Genomic DNA, 13747 nt, shown 5'->3' on the forward strand with positions numbered 1-13747 from the left:
AAGCTGCCTTCACACGGAGTACCATGAGTATTTTACTCATATTATAAACTGCGAAATATACTTTTCAAGCGAAATTTCGCTTATAGTGGATTTTATTTGATATTCCTTATGAAAATGGTGTACTATGGAGTTCATGGATCAATTTATAAGCGGTGATAACCTGAAACTCATTCTGGGTCTGAAAATCAAGCATTACCGTCAGCAGCAGGGATTATCCCTGCAGAGGCTGGCCAGGCGCTCCGGTTTGGCGCTGTCTTATATCAGTGAAATTGAATCGGGAAAGAAATACCCCAAGCCCGAGAAACTCATTCAACTGGCCCGGGCGCTGAATATATCCTATGATGAACTGGTTTCCGCCCGTGTTCAGGAGGACCTGGACCCTCTGGCAAACCTGATGAACTCGCCCTTAATCAGGGAGTTTCCATTCGAATTGTTCGGGGTTTCCACCCGGGACATTCTTCAGCTGTTCGGCAATAAGCCGGAGAACGCCCAGGCATTCCTCAGTACATTCATTCAGATCGGCCAGGCGTATGATATGAGCCTGGAAAATTTCCTCTTTGCCGCCCTGAGAACCTATCAGACCAGGCAGAACAACTATTTTCCGGAACAGGAAGCCCAGGCGGAAATTTACCGGGACTCCCTGAAAGAGGCATCTGAGGAACTGGGGGGAGAAGGGAGGGAAGCACCGGGATCGCAGGTGCTTGTGAAACTTCTTCAAGGCATGCACGGCTATGAACTGGACACCCACACACTGAGCAGAAATCCGGAGCTGGAAAAATTCCGGTCAGTATACCGGGAGGGTCCGGTGCCCAGACTCTATCTGAACGCCAGGCTTCTGGAGTCCCAGAAGCGGTTCATTCTCCTGAGGGAGCTGGCCTTTTTGAATTTGGAGCTGAAAATCAGACCCTTCACCTCAAGCTGGATTCAGGTTGCGTCCTTTGACCAGCTGGTCAACAACTTTATTGCATCATACTTTGCCGGTGCAGTGCTGCTGCCCCGCTCTCGTATGTCCGAATATATCCGCAGCATGCAAAACCGCAGCAGCTGGAGTCCGGAACTGCTGCTGGAACCCCTGGAACGGGAAGATGTAACCCCCGAGATGTTTCTTTACCGCATGAGTCAGATTCTTCCGGGGCTGCATGATCTATCCAAAATATTCTACCTGCGGTTCACCGGAAAACGGGACGGGGATCGGGTCCATCTTACCAAAGAATTGAACATGACCGATGACATGATTCCCTACGGGCTCCACCTGCATGAGCATTTTTGCCGGAGATGGCTGCCGTTACGGCTGATGAATCAAATCCGGGAGGAAGGCCCGGGTGAACCCGGTGAACTGCCCCGGGCGGGAGCCCAGAGAGTTCGTTTCCTGGATGGAGACCGGGAATACCTGCTGCTCAGCGTGGCCAGGCCTCTCTCACTTGAAGATGGGAAACTCTCTGTAATGACCCTGGGAATACAGCTTGATGGTGAACAGAGAGATTTCTTCCCTTTCGCCCTGGACCCCTCCATCCCAGATGAACTGGTTCATGAAACCTGCGAGAGATGCCCGTTAAGCAGCGGTGAGTGCAGTCTCAGGGCTGCCCCCCCGGGCATCCGTCACCTGCAGGATGCCCTCCAAAGAAAGGAGAAGGCAATCAGCGGCCTTCTCCGCCGGGATCAGCCCCGCTAATCGGATTTTCCACGGGCTGAATCTCCTCTTCTGCAGACTGCGCACCTTCTCCTGCACCATCGCCGGTCTCTGTCTTGAACCTGCTGAAGTTTTCAGTGAGCTGATCCACAATAGTGCTCAGCTCATGGGAAAGCTTCACCATCATCTGCATGGACTCTACAATCTCTCCGGCTCCGGAGCTGGATTCATTCATTCCCGTACTCACCCTGCCGGAAATATCCCGGATTTTGCCCGCTGAGGCAAGCATCGCCTCAGTGCCGGAGGTGATCTCGGTGGAACCGTTTTTAATATTGACGGTAACCTCATTGATCTGCTGGGAAGACTCAAGAATTTGCTGGCCGCCGATGTTCAGCTCCGCCACAGAGTGCTCAATCTCGGTGAAGGCCTCAACGGTCTGGTTTACCTCGCCGCTGATCCGTTCAAAGGCGACTGTGGTGCGCTCCACATGCTCATCCGTATCCTGAACGGACTGGGTAATGTCCGCGATGAGCTGACTGATGGTCTGGGATGACTGCCCCGCAGATTCGGCCAGCTTTCTGATCTCTTCCGCAACCACGGCGAAACCTCGGCCGGATTCCCCGGCGTGGGCTGCTTCGATGGCGGCATTCATGGAAAGCAGATTGGTCTGGGAAGCAATATCATTGATTGCCGAGGCCATCTCCTGGATCTGATCGATCTGCTGAACCACCATTTTGAAGTTCGCCGAGGTCTCTTCAATGATATCCTTCCCCTCTGAAGCCACTGCAGCCAGTTCCTGGGTGGTCTTCCGCTTGGTCTGGGCGACATTGTTCACATTGTTCAGCGAGGCCATCATCTGGGTGATGGCTGAAGTGGATTCCTCAACCATTGCCGACTGGTTGATGATCTGCTCATCCATGGAGGAAATATTCTGGGTGATCTGTTCAATTGCCGTGGCATTGTCACTGATCTCCTGATCCAGCAATGCAAGCTGTTCGTCGATGGATTTCAGGTTTGCATTGATCTGTTCGATGGCCGATGTGGTTTCCTCGGTATTTGAGGCGATGTTTGAACGGATATCCGAAGTACGCTCAATCACCGTTTTCACTTCCACCATCAAATACCTGAGTTTTTCAACGAAGGTGTTGAAGTTCAAAGCCACCTTCCCGATCTCGTCATTGCTTCCCTGTTGAATTTTCAGAGTCAGATCCGCATCCGCCCGGGAAAGAACCTCAAGTCGCCGGCCCAGCCGCAGCATGGGATTTACCATCAGCCGCATATAGAGCAGAAATACCACCATCTGGGCTCCGATGAAAATCAGCACAAATACGGCAATGGGTGTAACAAGCGATCCCAGCACCTCTCCCACCACTTTGGAACGGGCCTGGATTACCGCAAGAGACCATCGGGTATCCCCCACAGATACGGTTTGGATCAGAGAAGATCCCAGAAAGGTCTCACCCTCAAGGTAAAACTCATTGCTGTTGGCAACGGCGACGGTGGTTGTATCTATCTCATCAACACCCAAACCTTCCACCCATTCCTTCAGGCTTATCACGTTATCCGGATCGAAAAAGTAGGTGCCATCCTCTGTTCTGTTCCAGAGCAGGCTTCTGGATTGACTGTCGAAGAAGGTGATGCTCACACCGTATTCTTCCATGTTTTCCCTGATAATTTCGATAATGCCGTTCAGACGGTAATTCACCGCAACGATCCCCACTGTTCTTCCCTGTTCATTTTCTACGCTTCTGGCAGCGGTAATGACGATAATGGGTTCGGCACTTTCCTCTGCAGATATTCTGGGACTGGAAATTACCGTGGTTCCGGGGTTCCCCATCGCCGCCTGGTAATAGTCCCGGCCCCGTACATCAAAACCTTCACCGATCTGTACATTTGAACCCAGAATTATTCCTCCCGAACCCCGGGAGGCAATATATGCCAGGTCCGTACGGGTACCCTCCACGCTGAGTCCCAGCAGCTCCTGTATGGTGCTGAACTCATCCAGGACCTGAAAATCATCGTTGTCCAGTCCCTCAGGGATCTGATTCATCCGTTCCATTACCCTGGCCGTAAGAGGATTCAGGGCGATATTTCTGAGTATTTCAAAGCTCTCGGAAATTTCCAGACGGATCTCGCTCTGGATGTTCCGTGCCCCGGCCAGAATACTCTGCCGTTCCTTGTTCATATCCGCCTGAAACTGCACCCACAGCAGCACGCCGGAAAGAATGAGAATAAGAAAAACCGGCGCCACAACAGATAAAAGAATGCTCTTGATTTTAATGCTCATGGTGTAACTGCCTTCATAGGTATTTTTCAACCCATCTCTATGCTGAAATAAAATGCTGGCAACTGTGAACTCACGCTGCAGTATTTCCCAGAATCCCCGTATAAGTATAAGATATTATTGATTCACCCGCAGGGCTTCCACGGGATGAATTTTGCTTACTTTCCGTGCCGGCAGATAGCTTGAAAGGGATGCCACCACAGATGCTGAAAAGAAGGTGACGATGGCAGTGTACGGGGTAACCTTCACAAACATCCGCCCCGACAGCTCCCGCACTCCCGCATCCTGAAGGATGGAGTCATACATGGGAATTCCCGCCTGCTCCAGGGGTATTCCCATGAGGAATCCAAGCAGGACACCGCCGGCGGCGCCGATCACCCCCAGAAAGCTGGCTTCCAGAAAGAACAGGCGGACAATCTGACCGGGCTCCATTCCCAGTGCACCCAGCATGCCGATCTCCCGGGAGCGCTCATGAATGGTCATGATGGTGGTATTGATAATCACCGTACTTCCCAGAAGAAAAAGGATCAGGGCCAGCACAGCGTAGCTGATCTCCGCCATCCGCATAATCGACCACAGCTGGGATATTTCCTGCCAGGGCATAATGCTGAACTGATCCGTGCTGAAACCTGTTTCCTCCAGCCTCCGGGATATCCGTTCAGCCAGAGCAGAGCTTTTCACATCCCCGTCTGACTGTATGAGTATTTCCATCAGCTCATTGCTGCTTCGCAGAATTCTCTGCATTAGGGGCAGAGAGGCAAAAAAGCTCATGGCATTTGCCGAGGCATCGCTGAAATCCGCGATGGCGTGGACCTTCAGGGTGACTGCATTGCTGGCTCCCCGCTTGGTTCTCAGCAGAAGGGTAATGGAATCGTGTAACTCCAGATCCAGTTTCTCCGCAAGACTCCGGGAAAAGAGTGCGTTTTTACTTCCCGGTTCGGGCATTCCTCCCTGAATTATATGGTCGCTGAGAGCCTGGAAAGACTCTTCAAGCCGGAAATTCACCGCCGTTCCCCGTGCGGGTATGGTTTTGCCGTCCCGGTACACCACACTGCCCAGATGAATCCGGGGGCTTACCGCTTTTACACCCGGAACCCGAAGAACCTCCTCAACCAGTTCATCACCCGGTGAAAGACTGTAACGCAGGGGATGAATGCTCTCATCGTCCTGAAATTCAATATGCCGGATTCTCACGTCCCCGGAGATGTAGGTGGTGATATTTTCCCGGATGTCGGATTTCATCCATTCGGTAATCCCCAATACCAGCAGGAAGGCAATCGCCGTAACCCCGATGGATATTGCAGACAGAAGGGACCGGCGCCGGTTCCTTCCCAGGTTTCGTAATGCCATAACTGTAAGTTTCATAGCTGCAATGCCCCTCCGCATTTTCCGGCTTTCTGCGTATCTGATATCATTACACTGATATCTGTCATTACACTGATATCACCCTATTCCATCCGCAGACAATCCACCACCGGTTTTTTCACCGCTCTGCGTCCGGGTATGAGGGCCACCAGGGCGGATACGGCAATGCCAAAAGCAGCCGCCCGAAGCATGGTGGCGAAGTTCCACATCCCCATAAAATGCATGTCGGTTCTGAAACCGAAATTCAAATCCGAAGGCATGAACGCAGAAAAATCCAGTCCCCAGGTCACCAGATGCCACACAATGGGGATGCTGAACAATACCCCTGCAATGGCTCCCAGCAGTCCGATTCCCCCGGCTTCCAGGGTGAGCAGCAGAAGGATGGATCTGTCTTCCATGCCCATGGCCCTGAGCATGCCGATCTCCCGAAAACGGTCGTACACTGCATTCAGCATGGTATTGGAAATTCCCACCAGGGCAACAATGAAAATAAAAAAGGTAAAGGCTTTGGTTTCATTCCTGGCAATTGTATCGAACTCGCTCACCGCCGGCTCCATCTCCTGCCAGGTTCTGGCCAGGATCCCTCCGGGCAGCAGCTCTTCCAGCTGCCGCTTCAGCTCTCCGGGGTCACTGGTCGGTGGATGGTAGAGGTTCAGATCGGTCACTGCCCCGTTCATGTTCAGGGCGCTGTCCGCAAGAGAAAGGGGAATGTACACCGCCGAAAGATCCACAACCGGATTCGGAGTATCCGCAATTCCGCTGATGATCACCTCTATGGTCTGGTAAGCGCCGTCACGTGTACGGGTGCGGATCAGGAGGGGATAGCCCACCCGGGCGCCGGTTTTTCGGGCAATTCCTGCGCCGATTACCGCAGAGGGCGTTTCACTTTCCAGCCATTGCCCCTGGCTTACAGAAGAGTCTATGCGGAACACATCTCCGTCCTTTTCCGGATCAACCCCGTTCACAATAATCCGGCGGCTGCCGCTGTCAGGATACGGATCCTGATAATAGAGCATTTCCCCGGAAAAGCGGGTTCGCGGAACGGGATTGAATCCGGCAGCCTCCAACTCGCCCATAATGGTCCGGGGTGAATCAATTGCGTGTTTTAACGGATAGAACTCCCGATCTTCCCAGAATTCTGGGGTAACCATGCGGACACTTGCTGTCTCGTACAATATGAGGTTGTTGCTGTTATCGTGAACCATGCCCAGCACCATGGAATCCATGTACACATATGCCATAATTCCCGCAGCTATGGAGATGGAGGTAATGACCGTGCGGCGTTTATGCCGAAGCAGGTTCAGCCAGGCAAGTTTGAGGTAGAAGTTAATGTTGATTTTCATTCCGCCCTCCCCTCCATCCATTCTAAGAATAGTCAGGGATATTTGCCACGGATTATCAGCCCGGAATAGGTGCTTTTTCCCGCAAAACCTCTCGTTTTTCCAGGGGGGCCCTGCAGCTGAAGCTTTCAGAAAGTCCAGCCTGAACCCTCAGCCGAACTCCCGCCTCCATCCTCCGGGGATACACAATGGAGAGAAAGGCGGCCCTGGAGAGGGCATCATCCATTGTCGGGGCGCTGAGAACAAAAGGGTGGCGAAAGTACCTGCGGTGGTACACCGAAGATACCCTGCAGCAGCGAACGGACAGCTCTTGTCCGTTTCGGGAAAAGTCCCGGAGCAGCATCCGGGGAAATCTGCTCCAGACCCTCAACTCAGGAAATTCCCAGTGACCGGGTTTTGCCGGGAACACCAGGGGGTCAAGGTCGGGATCAGGCTCAATTTCTCCCGCAGGATACATAAGAAGGCTGCCGCCGTCCCGCAGATGATTCCGCGCCCGGCGCATTTGGGGAATCCGCTGGCGGCTGCTGGGACTCAGCAGAATGAGATATTTTTTCAGCTCAGGCATCATATGGAAAAACCGCCGGCTTTTCACAAGAATTTTCAGATTTTCCGTTGGAATTTGACTCAAAAGAGCAAGGGAGTCGCCTATTCCCGGATGATTGGACACATACAGACAGGGTTGTGCCGGACGTTCAAGCAGCGTACGGTGGTCGGGAGGCAGATCAAGTTCCCGGTAGAATCTGTTATACAGCCAGCCTGCGGCCTTCTGAAGACCCCCGTGGCGGATTTTCCGGTCAAAGCGGTACAGATCCAGGGTGATGCGGAAAATCCCCGGCAAAGCGTATATCACCATAAACATCCGGTGGAAGACCGAAGAAACGGGCAGGGATGATGACAGGTCCCCCAAGAGAGAAAGAGCCAGTCCGATCATATGCGCTTCACCAGCAGATCCACCTGACTGTTGGCAAAGCCCAGCTCATGGGTCTCCATCTGCTCCGTCCGGGTGGAAAGCCAGGCCTGGAATTGACCGGCAGAAGGGGCGGCCGGTTTCACCTCGGATGAAAGAACCTGGCGAAAGAAATGAAGAAGACTTGAGAGAACATGCTGCTCCCCGTCGGCGTATCCGTCTTTCCGGGGAACGATCATCCAGTCGGACGCAGCGGCATCCAGAACTTTCAGGCCGGTGTCGGCACTGCAGTAGTGAAGCAGCTCACGTCCCGCGCGGCTGCCGTCCCGCCGGGAATCCTTCATGGATCCGTTGTACAGTTCCAGAACATGTGCATCCATGGGATGGGGCGGAAAAAAACGGCTGTTCCCGTCATACACCATGCTGAAATACCCCCAGCCGCCATTCTTCAGGTTCCGGCGTATCTGCTGCATCATGGAGGGAATATTCACAAGATCCATGAACATATGGGAGATAATAACATCATATGCTTCATCCCCGCTGCCCGCCAGAAAATCCTGAGCGTCCCCTGCAACGGTTTTCAGCGTCACCCCCTCCGGCAGGGGATCCGATTCAATTTCCGATAAAAGCTCGGAATCCAGATCCAGAGCATGGTACTCACAATCCCGAAGCTGTTCATTCAGCCTGCGCAGCATTGCGCCGTTCCCGGCCCCCAGATCCAGCAGCCTCATGCCTGGCCGGATATATTCTTTGAGCCTGTTCAACAGCCGGGGATGAAGGCTTTTTGAATCGAGTTTCCACTTTGACTGCAGGTATTTGCTGAAATCCATTATTGATGTTTCATCCTCCGGTGCAGGTTTTCCCGTTTTACAGATGTATCACGTCAGTGACCGGCGATTTCCCGGGTCCTACAGTTCAATGACCGGTGCCGGCACGGCAAAGTAAAAGCCCTGGGCAATATCGCAGTCGGTATCCAGCAGGCGGGTCAGCTGGGCCTCACTCTCCACGCCTTCTGCAACAACCGTATAGCCCAGCAGATGGCCAATGGTGCATATTGAGCTGAATATACCGAATTTTTTTTCGTTCGTGTGTATATCATCAATAAATGACTTGTCCACCTTCAGTTCATCCAGCTGGAGATTGCTGATATAGGAGAGGGAAGAGAACCCCGTGCCGAAGTCATCCAGGGAGATTCTCAAAGACTCGGCTTTCAGCTTCTCCACGATCTGCCTCAGCTTGGAAATATCCTCTATAAACACATCTTCGGTAATTTCCAGAATGATCCGGCGGGGATCAACCCCCTTGTTTCGCACCGCGGCAATCAGAAATTCGGGAAATCCCGGATCCAGAAACAGGCTGGGGGAAATATTTATTGCAATGTGTAAATCCGCACCGAAGCGTGCGTCAATCTCAGGAACATCCTTCAGCACTTTTTCCAGAATCAGGTAACCGAAGCGGTTCATCAGATGATACTTGTTCAGAATGGGAATAAACTGCATGGGAGAGACAAACTGACTCGCAGTATCCTGCCAACGGGTCAGGGCTTCAAGACCTATTACCCTGGAATCTTTCAGACTGATTTTTTTCTGGTAGTATACAAGAAACTCATCCTGTTCGATGGCCTCTTCAAGAGCACTTCTGAGAATCATCTCTTCGGAACTGTAATCCTTCATGGCCGGGTCGTAGAGCACCACAGCTGCGGCGGATATTCCTTCGCTGCGGTACAGGGCAATCCCGGCATTTTTATAGCATTCTTCAATGCTCTCCCCGTCCCGGGGGTAGGCTGAGGCGGCAGCACGGATATCCAGTGTGATTTCCGGAAACTGCTCCCTGACTATCTGCTTCATACGGTTGCTGAAGAGGGCCACACGTTCATACAGATCGGATTCACTCCAGCCGCCGGCCCATCCCACAAACTCCACCCCGTTATACCGTGCAATGAAATTGTTTTCGCTGCTGTAGGATTTCAACAGACGTCCCACATGTTCCAGAAGGAGATCGGCCTTGGCCGGCCCGATGAGAGAATTCACGATACGGAAATTATAGATTTCCAGTACAATAATATACCCCTCTCCCAGAGTCCCCGCATGTGAGCGGCTGTGAAGCTCTTTTTCAAATGCCATCTTATTGGGTAATCCGGTGACAGGATCGGTGTATGCCAGTGCTTTCAGTTCATCTTCCCGCTGTTGTAACCGGGTATTGGTCTTTTGCTGAACACGGAGCAGTCCAAGCAAACGCCGTTTCAGAAGAATAATGGCAAATGCGGCAAATCCTGAGGTAAAGGCCAGAGCAATCCCGCGGGTCAGCCATTGCTGGGGACTGTTCATCCTGTTCAGATGGGAAATTCCATACTCCACATAGGCCTGCCCTACAATCAGGGAAAAAAGAAGAAAAAGAAGGACGGTGAATCCCATAAATCCGAGGGCCCTTCCCGGACTGGAAACAGTGAGGTACAGAATATGAAGGGCGAAAATAGTAAGGAATGCAGTTCCGATAAGTCCGCTGAATATCAGCGAGTACGCAATGCTCATGAGCCCCAGCAGGGTTGCAATGGTGATTTTCAGAGTGAGAGAAGTATAGCGGGGAAATGCCCCCATGAGAAACGATACCCCTGCGGTAATCAAATTCAGCTGGGGGAATATACCGTGATTCATTGAGTTGAGACTCTGATATACCCCGGACACCAGGGTTGCCGTTGCGAAAAGAAAGAGGGCTGCCTGTAGCACCGGTTCAGTCAGCTGTTGGTACTGCTTCCAGTTTTCGTGTCTGTCGGGACTCACAGCTTAATTGTGCTACAAGCAGCATCACTTATTCAAGAAAAAACGCCCGTGAAGGGCATTGAAGGCAATTGAAGGGCCTTTACATGCAAAAGGGCCGCCGGGTGAACCCCCGGACAGCCCCAATTCAGCTGAAATATGCAGGACGACACCCTGCACTGCAGGTTCTCCGGCTCAGCGGGCTTCCTCAATCAGCAGAGGTGCGGAAGGTTCAGCATCAAATGTCACCCGTCCGTTCTCGACTGCAGCAACCGAGCCGCTGTACGCATCCCGGAGTTCAAGGCCGTCCTCCCAGAACCCCTCAACGGGGATCTCGAGACTTCCTTCTCCTCCCAGGACCACCAGCACCTTGTCCAGATCATGATAGTTCCGGGCAAACGCGTAATCTGCATCCTTCACTTCCACCCGGCTGTGCACACCTGCACCCACTGAGATGTGGCTGGCTCTGAACCGGCCGAGCTTCTGCCAGTGCCGGTGAACGTCGGAGTTCAAGTTCTCCCAGGGCTGGGGGGTGCGGGTGCCCTGTCCGGGGTCACCAACACGGTAAGGCTGGTACTCCCGGGCGAGCTCATCACCATAGAATACCTGGACGGCACCGGGTACCAGCATCAGAGCGGTTCCCGCAGCTTTCTGCCGTTCCGGCCCCGCATTTCCTCCGTTCACCCGGTAGCCGTTATTGGACAGACGGGTGTTGTAAAAGAGTACGGTATCGTGACTGCTGATATACGACAGCATATTAAAGCCGGGGTCGGAATTGATGGTCCGGGCATAACGGGAATAGATTCCTTCCAGGGCTTCTGCATCCACCGTGCCGTCGGCATGTATCGCACGGTCGGCATTCATCTGGAACTCGAAGTTAATGAGTGAATCAAAACCGTTGTCGAAGTATGCGTTTCTGCCCACACCCTGTCCGAACACCTCGCCGGTCATCCAGAAGGGAAGATCATCCAGAGCTTTTTCCGGATTCTCGGCCTTCCATTCCGCCAGAGCTTCGTCGGCTGCAACTGCAAGTTCCTGCCAGGCATCAAGGCCCACATGCTTGGCGGTATCTATCCGGAAACCGTCTATTCCGTAATCCCGGACCCAGTCGGTCAGCCAGGTAATGAGATAATCCCGTACTGTTGCGTTTTCCAGAGGCTCCACATCCGAGTTACCTGCCGCGGCTTTTTCCATGAGGAAGACCGGGGGATCCACGGGCTGGCTGCTCTCAGTGCGGAAGTCCGGGAGGAACCCCACGCTTGATGTCAGATCATCGTCACCGGGAGCTGGATATCCGGGAATGCCGCCCCGAACCCAGTCCGGTCCCCACCAGCGGGCCCATGCGTCCTCCTGTCCGGAATAATCGATGTAATCGTGGTGGCTGTGCCAGTTGTTATTTTCAGGAACCCAATCCTCGGGGAGGGGTTCGCCCTTCCATCCGCCGAAATCGAATTTCCGCATATCTTTTACGCTGTTGTACCCCGCATGATTCATCACCACATCCATTACCACACGGATACCGTTTTCATGAGCCGCATCCATAAAACGGGCGAACTCTTCCTCGGTTCCCATATTGGCATCGATCCGGGTGAAGTCCATGGGGTAATACCCGTGATAGGCAAAATGGGCAAAGGATCCGTCTCCTCCGCCGACCCATCCGTGAATCTGCTCCAATGGACTGGAAATCCACAGGGCGTTTACCCCCAGATCGGCGAAATACCCTTCTTCGATTTTCGCAGTGAGCCCTGCAAGGTCTCCGCCGTGAAAGGTTCCCACCTCATCGCCGCCGTCCCGGAATCGTCCGTAGCTTGTATCGTTGGCGGGATTACCGTTGGCGAACCGGTCGATGATCACAAAATACACTGTGGCATTCTCCCAGCTGAATTCCGGAAGCTGTGAAGGAGCTACTCCCTCCCCCGCATAGCTGCCGGGAACATCCAGGCTGGTGGTGGCACAGGCCGTCAACAAGAGCGGAATAAGCACCGCAATAAACAAAAATTTGATGTTTTTCATACTACCCCTTTATGTTGCCACCCAGACTACCCAGTCTCACAGGGAATTGACAAGGGCTCAAAGCTCGGAATTCCGGAACATTTTCACAGACAAAGTCTGGTATATTCATGTAGAATCACTGCTGTCCGGTTAAATAAAAAAAGCTAGTAATTTGCCTTTTATCTGTGCATAATGTGTTTACCACTAAACCATTACACAAAAGGAAATTACTAGCATGAAAAAGTATAGCACGGTGCTTGGCACATTGAATAGCGTCATTTCACGATATGATTTCAAGAAAATTGTCGATTTGCACGATGGAGATAAAGGAATACGGACCCTCTCCACAGATCTTCTTCTTAAAACAATGACCTATGCACAAGTTTCACAGGCATTCAGTCTGAATGAAGTCATAGCAACCATGCACTCCCAGCATGCTAAACTCTATCATGCCGGCATGGCGCCGGTAAAAAAATCCACTGTCGCTGATGCCCTGGCAAAACGCAGCAGTGATATCTTTAAGGATTTATTTTATCAGCTCCTTGGTCAGGCAGGTACAATGCATACGCCGAACCACCGTTTTCGCAATCCCTTGCAAATCATTGATGCCACGACAATCGACCTCTGCCTCTCGCGCTATGACTGGGCTCAGTTTCGTACAACAAAGGGGGCAATAAAACTGCACGCCAGCTATAACAGTGACAGCGCACTACCAAATTATGTACAGCTGAGTACCGGTAAACTCCATGAGACGAATACGCTTTTAGATTTTCCCCGCAAGAAGGGAGATATTATGGTTTTTGATCGGGGGTATAATAACTATAAGTCATTTCACAAATTGCAATTAGATGACGTTACATTCGTAACCAGATTAAAGAAGAATGCCAAGGTGAGAACAACTCTTGTATACCATAAGAATCCCGATGGGCCGGTACTTGAAGATGCTTGGATGAAGTTTACCCAAGATAGTGCCGAAGCAAACTATCCCGACCTGATCCGAGTGGTTACGTATAAAGATCCGGAGCATGGGAAGGTATACCGTTTTCTCACAAACAACTTCGACTTGCCAGCACATGAGATCGCGGATATTTATAAGGAACGCTGGCAGGTTGAGCTATTCTTTAAATGGATCAAGCAAAATCTGAAAATTAAAACTTTCTTCGGAACGAGTAAGAATGCAGTATGGAGTCAAATCTGGATAGCATTAATTGTGTATGTTCTCATTTGGATGATGAAGGTACTACATGGAATTGAATCGACGTTTCAAAAAATAATGCAGGTCCTCAAGTTAACCATTCTGGATCGCCGGGATATCTCCGAATTATTTCATCCGCCTCCACCTTCCCCTATTTCATCAAATCTTTGGCTTTTTGAGGGGGCTGGAAATTAAACCGGACAGCAGTGATGTAGAATACGGAAATATGCGGATGAATATTCGCATTGAGCTTGATTAATGGGATAATTATGAGAAAA

The 13747-nt window shown here is 51.8% G+C and carries 9 protein-coding genes; 2 read left to right on the forward strand and 7 right to left on the reverse strand.

Annotated elements, in window-relative coordinates:
• Positions 1-133 precede the first annotated feature (133 nt).
• Positions 134-1672 (forward strand): XRE family transcriptional regulator, encoded by a 1539-nt coding sequence (locus L21SP2_RS12015; RefSeq protein ID WP_041402975.1) that lies wholly within the window; start codon positions 134-136, stop codon positions 1670-1672.
• Here the strand turns inward: L21SP2_RS12015 and L21SP2_RS12020 are convergent.
• From L21SP2_RS12020 to L21SP2_RS12050, 7 genes are all read right to left on the reverse strand, one after another.
• The gene (locus L21SP2_RS12020; RefSeq protein ID WP_024268801.1) at positions 1638-3947 is read right to left on the reverse strand and encodes a methyl-accepting chemotaxis protein; all 2310 of its coding nucleotides are present in this window, start codon (positions 3945-3947) and stop codon (positions 1638-1640) included. The genes L21SP2_RS12015 and L21SP2_RS12020 overlap by 35 nt on opposite strands.
• Positions 3948-4031: 84 nt before the next feature.
• Positions 4032-5279 (reverse strand): ABC transporter permease, encoded by a 1248-nt coding sequence (locus tag L21SP2_RS12025; protein ID WP_024268802.1) that lies wholly within the window; start codon positions 5277-5279, stop codon positions 4032-4034.
• A gap of 83 nt (positions 5280-5362) precedes the next feature.
• Positions 5363-6622 carry an ABC transporter permease gene (locus tag L21SP2_RS12030; RefSeq protein WP_024268803.1) on the reverse strand — a complete coding sequence of 420 codons (1260 nt, stop codon included), beginning with the start codon at positions 6620-6622 and terminating at the stop codon, positions 5363-5365.
• Positions 6623-6677: 55 nt separating this feature from the next.
• Positions 6678-7550, reverse strand: coding sequence for a lysophospholipid acyltransferase family protein (locus L21SP2_RS12035; RefSeq protein WP_024268804.1), 873 nt, complete (start codon positions 7548-7550; stop codon positions 6678-6680).
• Positions 7547-8356 (reverse strand): class I SAM-dependent methyltransferase, encoded by an 810-nt coding sequence (locus L21SP2_RS12040; protein ID WP_024268805.1) that lies wholly within the window; start codon positions 8354-8356, stop codon positions 7547-7549. Before L21SP2_RS12040 ends, L21SP2_RS12035 begins: the two co-directional genes overlap by 4 nt.
• 78 nt (positions 8357-8434) lie before the next feature.
• Positions 8435-10306: a putative bifunctional diguanylate cyclase/phosphodiesterase gene (locus L21SP2_RS12045; RefSeq protein WP_024268807.1), complete on the reverse strand. Its 1872-nt coding sequence runs from the start codon at positions 10304-10306 to the stop codon at positions 8435-8437.
• A 171-nt stretch (positions 10307-10477) separates the two neighbouring features.
• A complete protein-coding gene (locus L21SP2_RS12050; protein ID WP_024268809.1) occupies positions 10478-12295 on the reverse strand; it encodes an alpha-amylase family glycosyl hydrolase in 1818 nt (605 codons plus the stop codon).
• 214 nt (positions 12296-12509) lie between these two features.
• Here L21SP2_RS12050 and L21SP2_RS12055 point away from each other — a divergent pair, with 214 nt between their 5' ends.
• Positions 12510-13664, forward strand: a complete 1155-nt coding sequence (locus tag L21SP2_RS12055) for an IS4 family transposase (protein WP_024268319.1) — start codon at positions 12510-12512, stop codon at positions 13662-13664.
• Positions 13665-13747 lie beyond the last annotated feature (83 nt).

Origin of the sequence: Salinispira pacifica, from assembly GCF_000507245.1 — a bacterium.
Classification (GTDB): Bacteria; Spirochaetota; Spirochaetia; order DSM-27196; family Salinispiraceae; genus Salinispira; species Salinispira pacifica.